General features: G+C 68.7%; 17 protein-coding genes. 9 read left to right on the forward strand and 8 right to left on the reverse strand.

Annotated elements, in window-relative coordinates:
• The first annotated feature begins 79 nt into the window (after nucleotides 1-79).
• The 8 genes from AC1DC5_RS00970 to AC1DC5_RS01005 all read left to right on the forward strand — a co-directional run bounded on the left by AC1DC5_RS00970 (nucleotide 80) and on the right by AC1DC5_RS01005 (nucleotide 9,121).
• Nucleotides 80-1,246: an RtcB family protein gene (locus AC1DC5_RS00970; RefSeq protein ID WP_476863901.1), complete on the forward strand. Its 1,167-nt coding sequence runs from the start codon at nucleotides 80-82 to the stop codon at nucleotides 1,244-1,246.
• A gap of 224 nt (nucleotides 1,247-1,470) precedes the next feature.
• A complete protein-coding gene (locus AC1DC5_RS00975) occupies nucleotides 1,471-2,658 on the forward strand; it encodes an ABC transporter substrate-binding protein (protein ID WP_476863902.1) in 1,188 nt (395 codons plus the stop codon).
• A 57-nt stretch (nucleotides 2,659-2,715) separates the two neighbouring features.
• A complete protein-coding gene (locus tag AC1DC5_RS00980) occupies nucleotides 2,716-3,441 on the forward strand; it encodes an ABC transporter ATP-binding protein (protein WP_056426543.1) in 726 nt (241 codons plus the stop codon).
• A complete protein-coding gene (locus tag AC1DC5_RS00985) occupies nucleotides 3,431-4,408 on the forward strand; it encodes an ABC transporter permease (RefSeq protein ID WP_476863903.1) in 978 nt (325 codons plus the stop codon). Before AC1DC5_RS00980 ends, AC1DC5_RS00985 begins: the two co-directional genes overlap by 11 nt.
• A 166-nt stretch (nucleotides 4,409-4,574) precedes the next feature.
• Nucleotides 4,575-4,871: a putative quinol monooxygenase gene (locus tag AC1DC5_RS00990; protein ID WP_441406725.1), complete on the forward strand. Its 297-nt coding sequence runs from the start codon at nucleotides 4,575-4,577 to the stop codon at nucleotides 4,869-4,871.
• A gap of 231 nt (nucleotides 4,872-5,102) precedes the next feature.
• Entirely contained in the window at nucleotides 5,103-6,389 is a 1,287-nt protein-coding gene (cobA, locus tag AC1DC5_RS00995; protein ID WP_476863904.1) for a uroporphyrinogen-III C-methyltransferase, read from the forward strand.
• A gap of 88 nt (nucleotides 6,390-6,477) precedes the next feature.
• Nucleotides 6,478-7,932: an FAD-dependent oxidoreductase gene (locus AC1DC5_RS01000; protein ID WP_476863905.1), complete on the forward strand. Its 1,455-nt coding sequence runs from the start codon at nucleotides 6,478-6,480 to the stop codon at nucleotides 7,930-7,932.
• Nucleotides 7,933-8,119: 187 nt separating this feature from the next.
• Nucleotides 8,120-9,121, forward strand: coding sequence for a DNA topoisomerase IB (locus AC1DC5_RS01005; protein ID WP_476863906.1), 1,002 nt, complete (start codon nucleotides 8,120-8,122; stop codon nucleotides 9,119-9,121).
• A gap of 15 nt (nucleotides 9,122-9,136) precedes the next feature.
• Here AC1DC5_RS01005 and AC1DC5_RS01010 read toward each other — a convergent pair whose 3' ends face one another.
• The gene (locus AC1DC5_RS01010; protein ID WP_476863907.1) at nucleotides 9,137-10,036 is read right to left on the reverse strand and encodes a DUF1206 domain-containing protein; all 900 of its coding nucleotides are present in this window, start codon (nucleotides 10,034-10,036) and stop codon (nucleotides 9,137-9,139) included.
• A gap of 136 nt (nucleotides 10,037-10,172) precedes the next feature.
• Between AC1DC5_RS01010 and AC1DC5_RS01015 the strand changes: the two genes are divergently transcribed.
• Entirely contained in the window at nucleotides 10,173-10,709 is a 537-nt protein-coding gene (locus AC1DC5_RS01015) for a hypothetical protein (protein ID WP_476863908.1), read from the forward strand.
• 29 nt (nucleotides 10,710-10,738) lie between these two features.
• On the opposite strand, the gene AC1DC5_RS01020 is transcribed toward AC1DC5_RS01015, so the two are convergent.
• The 7 genes from AC1DC5_RS01020 to AC1DC5_RS01050 all read right to left on the reverse strand — a co-directional run bounded on the left by AC1DC5_RS01020 (nucleotide 10,739) and on the right by AC1DC5_RS01050 (nucleotide 16,320).
• A complete protein-coding gene (locus tag AC1DC5_RS01020; protein ID WP_476863909.1) occupies nucleotides 10,739-11,314 on the reverse strand; it encodes a hypothetical protein in 576 nt (191 codons plus the stop codon).
• Between the two features lie 158 nt (nucleotides 11,315-11,472).
• The gene (locus AC1DC5_RS01025) at nucleotides 11,473-12,153 is read right to left on the reverse strand and encodes a FadR/GntR family transcriptional regulator (protein WP_476863910.1); all 681 of its coding nucleotides are present in this window, start codon (nucleotides 12,151-12,153) and stop codon (nucleotides 11,473-11,475) included.
• Complete coding sequence (locus AC1DC5_RS01030) at nucleotides 12,150-13,466, reverse strand: MFS transporter (RefSeq protein ID WP_476863911.1); 1,317 nt, start codon at nucleotides 13,464-13,466, stop codon at nucleotides 12,150-12,152. The genes AC1DC5_RS01025 and AC1DC5_RS01030 overlap by 4 nt, the downstream gene beginning before the upstream one ends.
• A 31-nt stretch (nucleotides 13,467-13,497) precedes the next feature.
• Complete coding sequence (locus tag AC1DC5_RS01035; protein WP_476863912.1) at nucleotides 13,498-14,274, reverse strand: 4'-phosphopantetheinyl transferase family protein; 777 nt, start codon at nucleotides 14,272-14,274, stop codon at nucleotides 13,498-13,500.
• A 41-nt stretch (nucleotides 14,275-14,315) separates the two neighbouring features.
• Nucleotides 14,316-15,116: an ABC transporter permease gene (locus AC1DC5_RS01040; protein WP_476863913.1), complete on the reverse strand. Its 801-nt coding sequence runs from the start codon at nucleotides 15,114-15,116 to the stop codon at nucleotides 14,316-14,318.
• The gene (locus tag AC1DC5_RS01045; protein ID WP_476863914.1) at nucleotides 15,113-16,111 is read right to left on the reverse strand and encodes an ATP-binding cassette domain-containing protein; all 999 of its coding nucleotides are present in this window, start codon (nucleotides 16,109-16,111) and stop codon (nucleotides 15,113-15,115) included. Before AC1DC5_RS01045 ends, AC1DC5_RS01040 begins: the two co-directional genes overlap by 4 nt.
• Nucleotides 16,108-16,320, reverse strand: coding sequence for an MbtH family protein (locus AC1DC5_RS01050; RefSeq protein ID WP_441406865.1), 213 nt, complete (start codon nucleotides 16,318-16,320; stop codon nucleotides 16,108-16,110). Before AC1DC5_RS01050 ends, AC1DC5_RS01045 begins: the two co-directional genes overlap by 4 nt.
• Between the last annotated feature and the right edge of the window lie 29 nt (nucleotides 16,321-16,349).

Genomic DNA, 16,349 nt, shown 5'->3' on the forward strand with positions numbered 1-16,349 from the left:
GATCGTTTCCCGCGAATTCGCCGCTCGTGGCCCCTTGCCACCGGTCTCCCGGAACACGATCATCGTTCTGGGAGGCGTCGTGGAAGTCATCAACAGCAGGCTGGTCAGCTGGGCGTCGATCCTCGATGAAAGGACCCGGGAGCAGGCCCTGGCCACGGCACAGCTGCCCATCATCTACCCCCACCTGGCACTGATGCCGGACGCCCACCTGGGCCTCGGCGCCACCGTGGGATCCGTCATCCCCACCCTTCACGCCGTCATCCCGGCGGCCGTGGGAGTCGACATCGGCTGCGGCATGATCGCCGTCCGCACACAGTATGCCGTCCAAGACTTGCCGAAGGACCGCAAACGGCTGCGGGAGGGAATCGAACACGCCGTTCCGCTGTCCGCCGGCCACAACAACCACAGGATCAGCGACACCGCCGCACCCCGCATTGCCCAGTTGCGCCGGATGGCAGCAAACGCCCGCTTCGACCCCGGCCAGTACGCCACGAACTGGGAGCTGCAGCTGGGATCGCTGGGCTCGGGCAACCACTTCATCGAGGTGTGCGCGGACGAGACCGACGCCGTGTGGCTGTTCCTGCACTCCGGCTCCCGCGGGGTGGGTAACAAGCTCGCGCAGCGGCACATCGCCGAGGCCCGGAGCGTTGCCCGGAGCCGGCACATCGTCCTGCCGCATCCGGACCTGGCCTACCTCGAGGAGGGCACTCCCGAATTCGACCACTACATCAGGGAACTCCACTGGGCCCAGCACTTCGCCCTGCTGAACCGCGAGGAAATGATGGACCGGGTGGCCCGGCAGTTTGAGTCCTGGACCGGCGGCCCTGTCAGGGAAACTGAACGGATCAACTGCCACCACAACTTCACCGCAAAGGAACACCACTACGGCAAGTCCGTCTGGGTCTCGCGCAAGGGAGCGATCAGGGCCGAAACGGGGGACCCCGGGCTGATTCCCGGCTCCATGGGCACAGCGTCCTATGTTGTTGTGGGCCTGGGGAACCGTGTGTCCCTGAATTCCTCGCCCCACGGCGCCGGCCGGGAACACTCAAGGAACGCCGCGAAGAAGCTCTTCACGCTGGCCGAGCTGAAAGCCGCCATGAAGGGCATCGAATTCCGGCCCAGCGAAGCCTTCATCGACGAAATACCGGCGGCCTACAAGCCCATTGAACAGGTCATGCGCGACTCCGCCGACCTCGTCACGATCCGGCACAAGCTCCGGCAGCTCGTCAACGTTAAAGGCGACTGATTCGCGCAGGGGCCCGGTTGGCGGGCCCGCATATGACGCTGCATGAACCCGCGTGACCCCCGGTTTCCAGGCCGTTGAACCGGGTTCGTGACACTCCCTATGGTGAATCCATGACAACCACTGAACGCCTCTCCGGCCGCTTCCCGCGGACCTTCCGGGGGCGATGTCGCCGGCGCTGACCACCCGCCCGGCCAACCCGTCTCTCCCAGAACAGGACTTCACCAATGTCATCTACGCCCCGAAACACCGACAGCCAGAATCCCGATAAACCGACCGCCGGAACCACCCGGATCGTCGCCGGTGAATCTGCCAAGCCCAAACGCAAGCGCACCCTGGAGATCAGCCTGGCCGTCGGCCTCGTGCTGCTGATCGGAGCCGGCGCCGCCGTCGCATCCACGGTGTCCCGCGCGAACGAAATGGCCGCTCCCGCCGCCGTTGTCAACACCCCCGCTGCCGAACTCAAGCTCGGTTATTTCGGCAACATCACCCACGCCCCGGCCCTCGTCGGAGTGAGCCAGGGCCTGATCGCCAAGAACCTCGGCGAGACCAAGCTCAGCACCCAGGTCTTCAACGCAGGCCCCGCCGCGATCGAAGCCCTCAACGCCGGCGCCATTGACGCGACCTACATCGGTCCGAACCCGGCCATCAACTCCTACGTCAAGAGCAAGGGCGAATCGATCAGCATCATCGCGGGTGCCGCCTCCGGCGGAGCGCAGCTGGTGGTCAAGCCCGAAATCAACACCCCCGCGGACCTCAAGGGCAAGAAGCTCGCGACGCCGCAGCTCGGCGGCACCCAGGACGTGGCACTCCGCGCCTGGCTGGGCAAACAGGGATACAAGACCAACACTGACGGCAGCGGCGACGTCGCCATCAACCCCACGGAAAACGCACAGACCCTAAAGCTGTTCCAGGACGGAAAGCTCGACGGCGCATGGCTGCCGGAACCGTGGGCCTCCCGGCTGGTGCTCCAGGCCGGAGCCAAGGTCCTGGTCGACGAGAAGGACCTGTGGGACAAGGGCGAATTCATCACCACCGTCCTGATCGTCAACAAGAAGTTCGCCGCCGAGCACCCGGACACGGTCAAGGCTCTGTTGAAGGGCCACGTGGAATCCGTGGACTGGCTTAACTCAGCGCCCGCCGCCGAGAAGTCCACTGTCCTCAACGCGGCCCTCAAGGAATCCGCCGGAGCCGCCCTGCCGGCCGACGTGATCGACCGCTCGCTCAAGAACATCGTCTACACCGTCGACCCGCTCGCCGGAACGTACCAGAAGCTGTTGCAGGACGGCGTCGACGCGGGCACCACGCAGAAAGCCGACATCAACGGCATCTTCGACCTCACAGCCCTGAACAATGTCCTGAGCGACGGCCCCGCCGGGACGAAGATCTCCTCGCAGGGACTGGGCAAGGACTAGCCAGTTCCCGCCTCCTGCCCGCCAGCAGTACCCGCCAAAAGAAGTTAGGACGTGACCATGCCAGTCGTACTGGAAAACCTGGGCAAGCGCTTCGGCGACGGCGCCCCGGTGCTGGACGACGTCAACGCCACCATCGGGCAGGGCGAGTTCGTCGCCCTGCTCGGTGCGTCCGGCTGCGGCAAGTCCACCCTGCTGAACATCATGGCGGGACTGGAGGCGCCGACGTCGGGGGCTCTCGAGGTGCCCAGCGACGGCGCCGCCTTTATGTTCCAGGACGCGGCGCTGTTCCCATGGCTGACCGCGCGGGAGAACATCGAGCTGGCCCTGAAGCTGCGCGGCGCCGGGAAGGCCGAGCGGAGGGCCAAGGCGGGCGAACTGCTGGACCTGGTGCACCTGGGCGGTGCGGGTGACAAGCGCCCGCACGAGCTCTCCGGCGGGATGCGCCAGCGTGTTGCCCTGGCCCGCTCCCTGGCCCAGGACCGGCAGCTGCTCCTGATGGACGAGCCGTTCGCGGCCCTGGACGCGATCACCCGCGACCTGCTCCATGACGAGCTCGAACGCATCTGGAAGGAAACCGGCCGCACCATCGTGTTCGTCACCCACAACGTCCGGGAAGCCGTCCGGCTGGGCCAGCGCGTGCTGCTGCTCTCCTCCCGGCCCGGCCGCGTGGTGCGGGAATGGCATGTCAGCGAAGAGCACCGCACCGACGCCGGACTGGCCGGCCAGCTCACCGGCGAAATCACCGCCCGGCTTCGCGAGGAGATCCGCCGCCATGCCAAGTAAGTTCCTGTCCCACTACGCGCAGGCCGCCGAGCCGGGCGAGACGTCCCTCATCCCGAGCTCAGACCCCGGCTCCCGCAAGGTCCACGCGGCCCTCACCCGGTCATCCACCGGCTCGGCCGACCTTCGCGAGCTCGAGTCAGGGCTGGATTCACTCCAGTCCGACGCCGTGCGCAAGGCCCGCATCGACTGGAGCCGGATCCTGCTGCCGGTCGCCGCAGTCGTGGTCCTGCTGGTCGTCTGGCAGCTCTACGTCTCGCTCGGCATCAAGCGGCGCGACCTGGTCCCCGGCCCGCTCGACGTGCTGGGCCAGTTCGGCCAGCTCTGGTCCGAGGGCAAGCTGCAGGAAGCGGTGTGGACGTCGCTGCAGCGCGGGCTCATCGGCTTCCTGATCAGCGTGGTCATCGCGACGCCGGTCGGGCTCCTGCTTGCCCAGGTCGCCCCGCTGCGGCGCGCGTTCGGGCCGCTCATCTCGGGGCTTCAGGTGCTGCCCTCCGTGGCGTGGGTGCCCGCGGCCATCATCTGGTTTGGCCTGACCGACGCCACCGTGTACTTCGTGGTGTTCATGGGCGCCATCCCCTCGATCATCAACGGGCTGATCTCCGGCGTGGACCAGATCCCGCCGCAGTACCGCAGCGTCGGGACGGTCCTGGGCGCCTCCCGCCTCCAGCTGGCACTGCAGATCGTCCTTCCCGCCGCCCTGCCGGGCTACTTGAGCGGGCTTAAGCAGGGCTGGGCCTTCTCCTGGCGCTCGCTGATGGCCGCGGAGATCATCGCCGTCGGCGGCAGCATCGGCTTCGGCCTGGGCTCCATGCTGAACCAGGGCCGCGACCTGTCCGACATGACCATCGTGATGTCCGCGATCCTGCTGATCCTCGCCGTCGGCATCCTGATCGAACTGCTGGTGTTCGGTCCGGTCGAAAAGCGGCTGCTCCGCCGTCGTGGCCTCCTGGCCGGCAGCACCCGGTAGGCATCTGCCGTCCAGCAGCAACGCGGGGTCACCTGCCGCCCATAACCCCCGGGTATATGGGCGCCAGGTGACTCCGCGTTGCTGTTGTCTGGCGTCACGGGCAGGCCTACACTCACGGCTATAGGCCGGTGTACGGCCGAACCAGCCCGATTCTGAGGAGACAGCCATGGCACCAAAATATGGAGTGCTGGCACTGGTCGAAGCCAAACTGGGGAAGGAACAAGAGGTCTGGGATTTCCTCAACGGGGGCCGCGAGATAGTCCTCAAGGAGCCCGGAACCCGGACGTGGTACGCCTTTCGGGTCAACGATTACACCTTCGGCATCTTCGATACCTTTGACACCGAGGAGGACCGGCAGGCGCACCTCAACGGGGCCATCCCCGCGGCGCTCGGCGAACACGGCCCCGCGCTGCTGTCCAAGGATCCCGACATCAAACTGGTCGACCTCATCGCGGTGAAGTAGCCCGCAACATACTCTTCCGCTGTCCGCCCATCGACCGCCGGGCGGGGGCGCATTGACACGGACACGCCGCCGTTCAGGCCCGACGCCGTGGCGGGCGCCGTCAAAGTGCCCCGGACCGCCGCGCTCCGGCGCCCCCGGCGCGGCCCCAACTATGTGACGTGGCGTTACCCTGCGTGAACGGGTGTTTCCGCACCGTTGTTCCGCCATATGACGCCGCCCTATCGTCGATGCATGGCAATTCAGGACATTTACCCCACGGCGCTGCGCCTCCTCGGCCGCCCCGTGCTGGTGGTCGGCGGCGGCCCGGTCGCCGCACGCCGCGCCAAGGGACTGCTCGACGCCGGCGCCCGCGTCACCGTCGTCGCGCCCCTTGCCTGCCCCGCACTGACTGACCTCGCCGACGCCGGCCTCCTCTCGTGGGAGCCGCGCGAGTACCGCAGCAACGACGTCGACGGCGCCTGGTTCGTGCAGACCGCCACCGGCGATCCGGCCGTCGACGCGCAGGTCGCGGCCGACGCCGAGGCGCAGCGCATCTGGTGCGTCAACGCCTCCGACCACGAAGCCTCCGCCGCCTGGACTCCCGCCGTCGCCGTCGTGGACGACGTCAAGATCGCCGTGAACGCCGGGGGAGACCCGCGCCGCGCCATGGCCCTGCGCGACGCCGTCGCCACCGCACTGGAAACCGGGGACCTGCCGCTGCGCCGGCGCCGCGCCGATTCAACGGCAGGCACCGTGGCGCTCGTGGGCGGCGGTCCCGGCGATTCCGGGCTCATCACCGTCCGCGGCGGGCGGCTCCTGGGCCAGGCCGACGTCGTGGTCGCGGACCGCCTCGGCCCCCGCGAACTCCTGGCCGAACTGGCACCCGACGTCCGCGTGATCGAGGTCGGCAAAACCCCCGGCCACCACCCCGTGCCGCAGGCCGAGATCAACCGCATCCTCGTCGACGAAGCCCTGCAGGGCCACCGCGTGGTCCGGCTCAAGGGCGGCGACCCGTATGTCCTGGGCCGCGGCGGCGAGGAAGCCGAATTCTGCCGCCAGCACGGCGTCGAGGTCGAAGTGGTCTCCGGCGTCACCTCCGCCATCTCGGTCCCGGCCGCCGCCGGCATCCCGGTCACGCACCGCGGGCTGGCCAAGGGATTCAGCGTGGTCACCGGCCACGAGGAACTCTCCGAAGTCCCGGCCCGGCCCGACCACACCGTGATCCTGCTCATGGGCGTGGGCCAGCTCCGCGATTCCGCGGCCTCGCTGGGACGCGCCGGTTTGCCAGCGGACACGCCTGTTGGCATCGTAGAGAATGGATACCTGCCGGACCAGCGGGTGACCATCGGAACGCTCGGGACCATCGCGGACCAGGCGGAGGCCGCAGGCGTCGCGAACCCCGCCGTGATCGTGATCGGTGACGTGGTCCGCGTCAGCCCGTTCGCGCCTTCGCACTTCAAGACCGCGGACTACAGCACCACCTCCCCGAATGCTCCCCGCACGCCCCGCTCCACCAAGACCCGCGTACTGACCCCGTAACCCCGTCGATTGCTCCACAACTGCCGTTATCAGGCCCCAAAACGGCCGTTATGGAGCAACGGATGCAGAAGAACAAAGGAACACAGCCGTGTCAACGAACACCCCTGTAGGAACTGCCGCCCGCCCGCTGCGCATCGCCGTCGTCGGCTCCGGACCCGCCGGTGTGTACGCCGCGGACATCCTGACCAAGAGCGAGGCCGTCAAGAGCGGCGAGCTCACGGTGAGCATCGACCTCTTCGACCGCTACCCGGCGCCCTACGGCCTGATCCGCTACGGCGTGGCCCCGGACCACCCGCGCATCAAGGGCATCGTCAACGCCTTGCACAAGGTCCTGGACCGCGGCGACATCCGCTTCTTCGGCAACGTCGACTACGGTACCGACCTGTCCCTCGAGGACCTCCGCACGCACTACGACGCCGTCATCTTCGCCACCGGCGCCATCAAGGACGCCGACCTGAACATCCCGGGCATCGAATTCGAGGGCTCCTACGGCGGCGCCGACTTCGTCTCCTGGTACGACGGCCACCCGGACGTGTCCCGCGACTGGCCCCTGGATGCCAAGGAAATCGCCGTGATCGGCAACGGCAACGTGGCCCTGGACGTCGCCCGGATGCTCTCCAAGCACGCCGACGACCTCCTGGTCTCCGAAATCCCAGACAACGTCTACGCCGGACTCAAAGCATCCCCGGTCACGGACGTGCACGTCTTCGGCCGCCGCGGCCCGGCCCAAGTGAAGTTCACCCCGCTGGAGCTCCGCGAACTGTCCCACTCCAAGGACGTGGACATCATCCTCTACGCCGAGGATTTCGAGTTCGACGCCGAATCGGACCGCCAGATCCAGAGCAACAACCAGACCAAGACCATGGTGGGGACGCTCACCAACTGGATCGCCGAACAGCCCGAGGACCTCTCCGAGCTCACGGCCTCCCGCCGCCTGCACCTGCACTTCCTGCACAGCCCGGTGGAGGTCCATGACGACGCCGGGACCCCCGGCCGCGTCGCCGGGATCAAGTTCGAGCGCACGGAGCTGGACGGCACCGGGAACGCCCGCGGCACCGGCGAATTCGTCGACTACCCGGTCCAGGCCGTGTACCGCGCGATCGGCTACTTCGGCTCCGCCCTCCCCGAGGTCGAATTCGACCACAGCAAGGGGGTTGTCCCGAACGAGGGCGGCCGCGTCCTGGACACCGCCGGCGCCCACGTGCCGGGCCTCTACGCCACGGGCTGGATCAAGCGCGGCCCGGTCGGCCTGATCGGCCACACCAAGGGCGATGCCCTGGAGACCGTGACCTACCTGCTGGAGGACCTCGGGAACCTGCCGCTGGCAGCGGCACCCGCGCCGGGCGCCGTCGTCGACCTTCTCGAGAGCCGCGGCGTGCAGTACACCAGCTGGGAAGGCTGGCTTGCCCTCGACGCGCACGAACGGTCCCTCGGCGAAAAGGCCACTGCCCGGGCGGAGGGCATCCAGCGCGAGCGCATCAAGGTGGTCCCGCGCGAGGACATGGTGGAAATTTCCCGCGGCGGCGTGGCCGCGGAGGTCTAAGCGCCCGTCAACGAGCAACGCGGGGTCACCTGCCGCCCGTCCCGGAGGGGATTATGGGCCGTAGGTGACCCCGCGTTGCTGTGTTTTGTGCGCGATCCGGGGCGGTAGTCAGTAGGCTTACCGTCATGGACAAGACCAGCCGGGCCACAACCGCCGCACCGCCGTCTCATGGACCAGGAATCCTCGGATGAGGCTCCGCCACAGCAACGCGTCCGGCCGCGGCTACCGCCGGGTCGCGGCCGGGACCGGCTTCAGCTACAAGGACCTGGACGGCTCCACCCTGGCGACCGGACCGGTGCGGGAGCGGCTGGAAAGCATCGGCATCCCGCCGGCATGGACGGATGTCTGGATTGCGCCCTACGACAACGGGCACATCCAGGCCACCGGGCTCGACGCCGTCGGCCGGCGCCAGTACATCTACCACCCGGGCTGGCGCGAGAAAAAGGACCGACTGAAGTTCAACCGCTCGCTCCAGCTCGCGGAAACCCTGCCGGCCGCGCGCAGGCTCGTCACCATGGACCTGCGCTCCGAGGGCCTCACCCGGGAGCGGGTGCTGGCCGCCGCCTTCAGGATGCTGGACAGCGGCTCGCTGCGCGTCGGCTCCGAGCGCTACACGAACGAAAACGGCAGCCACGGCCTCGCCACGCTGCTCTGCGCCCACGTCCGCGTGCGCAAGGACGAGCTCCGGCTCAGCTTCCCCGCCAAGAGCGGCAAGACCTGGGAATCGCGGATCAACGACGCCGACCTTGCCGCCGTCGTCCGCCTGCTCAAGCGCCGCGGCGGCAACGCCCGCCTGCTGGCCTACAAGGACGGACGGAGCTGGCACCCGGTGTCCAGCCAGGACATCAACCAGTACGTCAAGGAGCGCACCGGCCAGGACTTCACGGCCAAGGACTTCCGGACCCTTCGGGGCACGGTGGCCGCGGCGGCCAGCCTGGCGCAGACCGGGCCGCAGCCCAAGGTTTCAGCCCGGAAGAGGGCGGTGAACCGCGCGATGCTGGACGCGTCCGAGGTCCTCGGCAACACGCCGTCGATCGCCCGGAAGAGCTATGTGGATCCCCGCGTCCTGGACCATTACGCAGCGGGGGAGACCATCGACCCGAAGCGGCTGGACTCCGCCGAATCCGAGGTCCGGGCCCTGCTTTATCAGGAGGGCGACGTCGTCCCGCTGCAAAAGGCAGCGGGTTAGGCGGCCCGGAGCAGGCTACATCCGTCCGAAGCGTGCCCGGAGCAGCGCGAACGCCCCGTAGGCGATGAAGCCGGCACCGATCGCCAGGAGCAGGGCGGGCCCGAAGGGGTGGTCCTGCAGGGCCTTGAGGCTGCCGTCCAGTCCGGTGGACGACGCCGGATCGTTGGTGGCCGCGGCGATCACGAACAGGAGTCCCGTCAGGATCAGCGCCAGTCCTTTGGCGATGTGGCCGGCCACGCCCAGGCTGCTGATGAGGTGGCCCCGGCGGGTCCCCTCGAAGTGGGCCAGCTCCTCCTTGAACTTTTTTCCCGCGCCCTTGACGATGAAGTACACGCCGATCCCGATGATGGTCAGGCCCAGGGCGACCAGCGCCGGCACTCCGTAGGGGCTGTGCACCAGAACGGTGCTGAAGTCCCGCGTGGAGTCGCCGGAATCGCCCCGGTTCCCCAGCGCGAACCCCGCGAAGCTCAGCCCCACGCTGCCGTACGCGATGCTGAGGAAGCCGGAGGACACGAGTTTGCCGAGGCGCTCCCCGCGGGGAAGGTGCCTGGCGCGCAGCGTCGCCTCGCTCAGCTGCCACAGCGAGAGCCCGGTGCAGGCGATGAACCCCGCCCACATGACCGCCGGGCCCCACGGGTTGGCCGCGAGCTGTTCGATGGCTCCGGTGGGCTCAGCCTGGCCCGGTGCGCCGAAGACCAGCGCCACCGCAATCGCGCCGATCACGACGTGCAGCAGAGCCATGACGGCAAAACCGGAACGGGCGACGACGTCGAGCACCGCGCTGTCCGACGCGGCCTCAGCGGCGTCGGCGGCGCCGCCAACGGCCGCACCAAGGGACTCGCCGGTGGCCTCCTTGGTGGCTTCGCCGGCGGTTTCGCCGGACGAGGGCTGGCCGTTCGGCCCCGGTGATTCCATGGGTTCGAGTCTACGCAGGGGTGACTTCCCGTCTTGGAGTATCAAGTTTTTCATAAGTGTGCTTACTATAACCGGGTCACGGCCGTTCGCGGCAGTGGCATTTCCGGATTCGAACTCAGACGATAGGAAGCTCAACATGGCAGGTAATCTCGTTGCCCGATCCATTCACGACCTGACGGCGGGCGCCTGGTTCGGCGGCTCGCTGATGGGAGCCATTGGGCTGAACGGGGCGGCCGCGGAAGCCAAGGATCCGGCCGAACGCACCCGGCTGTCGAGCCTGGGCTGGAAGATGTGGGCACCGGTCCAGACGGCGGCCTTCGCTGCGCACTTCCTCTCCGGCCTCGCCATCATGTGGGAGAACAAGGGCCGAATGGCCAAGCAGGACGGCGTCGCCCGCCTCACGGTCGTCAAGTCCGTCGTCACCCTTGCCGGTGCCGCCGTGAGCCTGTACGCCGGGCTTCAGGGTGCCAAGGTGGACAAGCTGGCCGGCGAAGGTGCTGAAGGAGCCACCGAGCCCAAGCCTGGCGCCTCCGATGAACTCCGCTCCGCGCAGCAGCAGTTGAAGATCCTGCAGTGGGCCATCCCGGTCTTCGCCGGCCTGGTGATCGTCCTCGGCGCCAAGCACGGCGAAATGCAGCGTCCCAAGAACGTCTTCAAGGGCCTGGTGCGCTAGTTCTGGAGCGGGCCATCAGAATTCGGCCATCAGAATTCGGCATTGACGAACCCGATGATGATGGCCGCCCACCAGCTCACTTGGGAGATGACCAGGCAGCTCAGCATGTGTATCCGGTGGCCCACCGTGAGTCCCGCGAACGACGTGGTGGGCGGCATCACCACGAGCCGGCGCATGAGGGGCAGCAGCATGATGCCGTTGAGGATCAGCACAAGGACGGCCACGAGCTTGACCACCGTCAGGGGATTGCCCAGGTCCGGGTACAGGAACGCCCCGGTGGTGAGCATCGCCGCGATGCCAATCCAGATCAGCGGGGTGGCGGCACCGTCCAGCCGGATTGTCTCGGAAAGTTCACGGCGGCCCAGCAGCCACAGGAAGCCGTGCCAGTCCACGAGCATGATGGCGCCGAACGCCAGGACCATGGCCAGGATATGCACGATCAGCGCAAACGTATGGGGCGGTCCCTCGACCTTCAGGGTGGTTGCCAGCAGCAGCACCAGGGACCAGGCAACCACGGCGCTGACACTCAGGATGGCCACCAGCCGCCGCGATGAGTCATGGACGGCCGGTTGTTCCGAGCTCGTGCCTGCTGTGCTTTGACTCAAGGCATACCTCCAGTGGCTTGAAGGACAGAATCCGCGAATCCACGCCGGCGTAGTCCCACGGAGTCCGGCGGACGCCGCGGAAGCTGAGCATCATCCCGAAGCCTTGGGAAAAGCCTGTGAACCGGCTGGCGAGGCCCTGCTCCCATGGGCAGGGGGCCTTACTGCTGGATCCACTCCGCGCAGGAGTTCAGGTTCCGGTTCACGCTGTCGACGGCGGCCGTTTCGTCATGCGCGGTGATGGCGTCCACGAGCTCGTCGTGGCCTTCGTGCGGGAGGCCGTTGAAGCCGGCGCGGCCCTGCTGCCGGAGGAGGTCGGCGTGGAAGACGGCGCCGAAGCTGACGTACAGCTCGTGGAGCAGCGGATTGCCCGACGCCTGCGCCACCAGCACGTGGAAGTCCCAGTCGGCCCGCGCCCAGCCGGCGTATTCCCCGGCCAGCCACGCGGCACGGCGCGCCTCCAGCAGCGCGCACATCGCGGCGACGTCGTCGGCAGTGGCGTGGCGGGCGGCGAGCCGGGCCGCCTGGGTGTCCAGGCCGACGCGGACCTCCAGGATGTGGACCTGCGAGTGGTCCCGGTACATGCGCTGGGCGGCTCCGGCGATTTCGCTGGTGGCGCGGACGTAGGTGCCGTCCCCGCGCCGGACCTCCAGCATGCCGCTGTGGGCCAGGGCTTTGACCGCCTCGCGCAGGGTGCCGCGCGAGACTCCGAGGGCAGCCATAAGTTCAGGTTCGGCGGGGATCCGCTGCTGCAGCGGCCACTCGCCCGAATGGATCAGCTCCCGCAGCTTCGCGGTGACCTCCTCCACGAGCGGCGGCCGGTGGGACGTGGTGAGTGTCATGACTGTCCCTCTTCCGTGGACGTGCCGGCGGATGTGCCGGCGAACGCAGCGGCTGCCTGCGGTTCCGGCGGGTGCGGTTCCGCCCGCTGGGGAGCCTTGGGCCGGGAGGTGAGCAGGTGCCCGACGGCGATCTGGCCCAGGGCCACCGCCAGCAGCAGGATCACAGGCAGCGTCCAGGAGTTGGTGGCGCTGTGCAGCAGCCCCATGCCGAAGGGGCCGAGCGTCGCCAGCAGGTAGCCCGCGGACTGCGCGACCGTGGACAGGGCGGTGGTTTCGGCGGTAGTGCGGCCGCTGCGGCTGATCATGACCATCACGAGCGGGAAGATGCCGAGCCCGAAACCGAGGAGCACCGCCGTCAACGGGGCCCAGGAGACGGGCAGGACCAGCAGGGCCAGGACGCCCGCGGCCATCGTGACAGTGGCCAGGTAGAAGGCCGTGCGCTGCATCCGGGGGCGTGAGCCGATGGCGACCAGCACCATGCCAGCCGGGACGGAGACCAGCTGCAGCAGGCCGAACATCAGCCCGCCCTCGGCGGCGGTCAGGCCCAGCGTGACCAGCATGTAGGGGAACCAGCTGAGCACGGCATAGGCCAGCAGCGCCTGGACGGTGAAGCCGAGGGTAATCAACATACCTGTGCGGGTCCGCAGCAGGGGCCAGGGGGATACCCGCCCGGCCTTCACGGCGGGCGCGTTGCGGTGGGCGTGCAGGGCGATCGGCAGGAAGCCGAGGCACGCGCCCAGCGCCAGGAAACCGATCGCTCCGACCCCGGCGGAGGGCGAGCCGAGCTGCTGCGCCACGGGGACGATCAGCACGGCGACCACGGTCGCGCCCGTCGTCATGGTCACCGTGTACAGGGCGGTCATCAGCGACGTCCGGTGCGCGAAATGGACCCGGATGAACGACGGCATCGCCACGTTGCAGATCGCCAGCCCGGACATCCCGACGACGGTGCCCGCCAGCAGCATGCCGGTGGACGGGATGCCGCGGACCAGCAGCCCTGCCGCCAGCAGCACAAGGGAGAGCAGGATGGCCTTCTCGAGCCCCAGAATCCGGGTGAGCCACGAGGTGGCGGCGCCGGCCACGGCGAAGCACAGCGTGGGGATCGACGGGATGATGGCGGCGATCAGCGGCCCGTAACCCAGGACCTGCTGCAGGTCGTGCAGGAGAGCGGCGGCGCCGGTGATGCCGGCGCGCAGGTTGAGGCCGATCAGCACGATCGCAACGACGCCGGCGATGATCACTCCGCGCGGCGCGCGCACGGCGGCGGAAGTTGCTGTCTCGGGAAGCGCGGACACCGCGATGCTGCTAGCCATACCTAAAGGTTAGACGTTTGACGTTTGCGCGCTAGTGTTTAGTGGCGAATATCTCGGCAAGTGACACGGCCCGCGCGGGAAAGCCGGCGGAGGCGGCGACGGCGGCGGCGTAGCCGTCGGGTGCCGGGACCGGAGTGACGACGAGGCCGTGGACGGCGGCATTGCCCGCGCATTCCGCCAGGAGGGTGCCGGCCGGGCCGGCGGAGCCCGCAATGCCCGCAGTCCCTGCGGGCCGCTCCGGGACCAGCCGCACACTGGAGGGATCCACGGCCAGGCCGGCACCTGCGGCTTTCAGCGCGGCCTCCTTCGCCACCCACCATCGGATCCGCCCAGCATCCGTCAGGCTAGGGCTGGCCAGTCCTTGCCCGTCCGGCCCCCATCGCTCCTCCGGGGCGAGCGCAAAGTCGTCGAAGCCCGCGAACACCTGGGCAGGAACCTTTTCGATGTCCGCGCCCAGGCTGGTTCCCGCCGGAGCGGCGGCCGCCATGACGGTTCCCTGGCTGCGGGACATGCTCAATGCGACGCCCTCGATCGAGGGTTTGCCGTGGTTCGTGCTGCCGCACCCGGCGCACAGCCGCCGGATGTCCAGCCCGGCGGCGTCGGCGGGCGGCATCCCCAGCCGCCGCGCTGCCAGCAGCCGGAACAGGGCATGGGACGCGGGGTAGTCCAGCCGGTCCGCCGGACGCCTGAACCGGAGCGACGCGTCGCGTTCCCGCGGCGACAGGAACGCCCCCAGGCCGCCGAACAGCCCGCCGTACCCTCCCGGGCCCGCCACGGCCGCGGCGTTCCGGACGGCGGCGGACGGCACGGCCACATACTCAATACCGGCGTCAGGGCGGTCCGGCGCCGTCACCGTTTGCTGATCCGGCGGTACTGCGCGATCGCCAGCGGGGCAAAGACGGCGATGATGCCGACGCTGCACAGGACCGAGTAGAGGACGGCGTTTTCCGCGGGCCAGCCGCCCGGTACACCGAAGCCGGCCGGGGCCGCGTTGCCGAAGAGTTCGCGGGCGGCGGTGGCGACGGCGGTGACGGGATTCCATTCCGCAATCACGCTGAGCGGTCCGGGGAGGGAGCTGACGGACACGAAGGCGCCGGAGACGAAGGTGACGGGGAACAGCCACACCAGGCCCAGGCTCTGCGCGACTTCAACACTCCTGGCCGTCAGGGCAATGACGGCCCCGATCCAGGAGACCGCGAAGGCAAACAGCAGCAGCAGGGCCAGCGCGGCCAGGGCGGAGACCGGACCGGTGGTGATCCGCCAGCCGATGGCCAGGCCGCACAGCAGTGTCACGGCGACGGACAGCACACTCGTGTACAAGTCCGAGGAGGTGCGGCCCAGGATGACGGCCACGCGGGACATCGGCAGCGACCGGAAGCGGTCGATCAGCCCGAGCTGGAGGTCCTTGGCCAGGTAGACGGCCGTGAATGAGGCGTTGAAGGTCAGGGTCTGCGCCAGGATGCCGCCGATCAGGTAGCTGCGGTACTGGTCGCCGCCGAGCGTGCCGCCGAAGACGAAGCCCAGCAGCAGCACGAACATCACCGGCTGCACGATGCCGGTGACCAGCGCGCCGGGAGTGCGCAGGACGTTGATGAGGTTGCGCCGGGCAATGACAGAGCTGTCCCGGGCGGCCGCGGAGATGGCGCTCATGCGGGCACCTCGACTTTCTCCGGAGCCTGGACGTCCGGTGTTTCAGCTTCCGGGGCGGCCGCCGCGGCGTGGCCCGTGAGCCGCAGGAACACGTCGTCCAAAGTGGGGCGGCGCAGCGAGGCCTCGTCCACGGGCAGGGCACGCGCGTCCAGTTCGGACAGGACGCGGACCAGCAGCCGGTGGCCTTCCGGGGCGGCGATGGACACACGCAGGTTAGGCGGATCCTGTTCGGCCCGGGAACCCGGACCTGCGGCCCGCTCCAGCACGCCAGCGGCCGCGGTGAGGTCCGCGGCGTCGCGCATGACGACGTCGATCCGTTCCGTACCGGCGCTTTGTTTCAGTTCCGTCGCGGTCCCCTCGGCAATGACGCGGCCGTGGTTGATGACGGCGATGTGGTCCGCCAGCCGGTCGGCCTCCTCGAGGTACTGGGTGGTCAGGAGGACTGTGGTGCCGTCCGCTACGAGGCTGGAAACCACGTCCCAGGTGTCGAGCCGGCCGCGTGGGTCAAGCCCGGTGGTGGGCTCGTCCAGGACCACCACCTTGGGCCGGGCCACGATGGCCCCGGCGAGGTCCAGACGCCGGCGCATGCCGCCGGAAAAGGTTCCGGAGCGTTTGCCGGCGACGTCAGTGAGGCGGAAGCTCTCGAGCAGTTCGTTCGCCCGGGCCGCGGCGGTCCGCCGGTTCATGCCGTACAGCCGGCCCACCATGTGCAGGTTTTCGAACGCCGTGAGCTTCTCATCCACGGCGGCGTACTGCCCGGACAAGCCCAGGTTCCGCCGCACCCGGTCCGGATCGCTCAGGACGGAGTGGCCGGCGATCCGGGCGTCACCGCTGTCCGGGGACAACAGGGTGGTGAGCACTTTGACGGTGGTGGTCTTTCCGGAACCGTTCGGTCCCAGCAGGCCCAGGACGGTCCCTTCGCCTGCGTGCAGGGAGAGCCCGTCCAGGGCCTTGAACGTGCCGAAACTCTTGCTGACGTTCTCGACCCGGATCACTGCGAAGCGGCGAGTTCGGCGACCTTGCGCGGAGCCATGTCCGTCCACGTCCGGGACACGTAGTCGAGGCAGGCGTCACGGGTGTCCGGGCCGAACATCGTCACCCAGCCCTGTGGCACAGCCGCGAAGGCGGGCCAGAGGGAGTGCTGCTGATACTCGTTCACGAGCACGGAGAACGTTGCGGACTTGTCATCGAATGGATTCGTCACGTTGACCTTTCCTGTCGGTTCTGGCGTTC

This window comes from Arthrobacter sp. 10L424 (genome assembly GCF_056395325.1).

Excerpts from the sequence above, each read along its gene's own strand:
- AC1DC5_RS01015 (WP_476863908.1), top strand. The coding sequence starts at position 10,173 with ATGGCAGGTAATCTCGTTGCCCGATCCATTCACGACCTGACGGCGGGC.
- AC1DC5_RS01040 (WP_476863913.1), bottom strand. The coding sequence starts at position 15,116 with ATGAGCGCCATCTCCGCGGCCGCCCGGGACAGCTCTGTCATTGCCCGG.
- cobA (WP_476863904.1), top strand. The coding sequence starts at position 5,103 with ATGGCAATTCAGGACATTTACCCCACGGCGCTGCGCCTCCTCGGCCGC.
- AC1DC5_RS00990 (WP_441406725.1), top strand. The coding sequence starts at position 4,575 with ATGGCACCAAAATATGGAGTGCTGGCACTGGTCGAAGCCAAACTGGGG.
- AC1DC5_RS01005 (WP_476863906.1), top strand. The coding sequence starts at position 8,120 with ATGAGGCTCCGCCACAGCAACGCGTCCGGCCGCGGCTACCGCCGGGTC.
- AC1DC5_RS01030 (WP_476863911.1), bottom strand. The coding sequence starts at position 13,466 with ATGGCTAGCAGCATCGCGGTGTCCGCGCTTCCCGAGACAGCAACTTCC.
- AC1DC5_RS00980 (WP_056426543.1), top strand. The coding sequence starts at position 2,716 with ATGCCAGTCGTACTGGAAAACCTGGGCAAGCGCTTCGGCGACGGCGCC.
- AC1DC5_RS01025 (WP_476863910.1), bottom strand. The coding sequence starts at position 12,153 with ATGACACTCACCACGTCCCACCGGCCGCCGCTCGTGGAGGAGGTCACC.
- AC1DC5_RS01010 (WP_476863907.1), bottom strand. The coding sequence starts at position 10,036 with ATGGAATCACCGGGGCCGAACGGCCAGCCCTCGTCCGGCGAAACCGCC.
- AC1DC5_RS00985 (WP_476863903.1), top strand. The coding sequence starts at position 3,431 with ATGCCAAGTAAGTTCCTGTCCCACTACGCGCAGGCCGCCGAGCCGGGC.
- AC1DC5_RS00975 (WP_476863902.1), top strand. The coding sequence starts at position 1,471 with ATGTCATCTACGCCCCGAAACACCGACAGCCAGAATCCCGATAAACCG.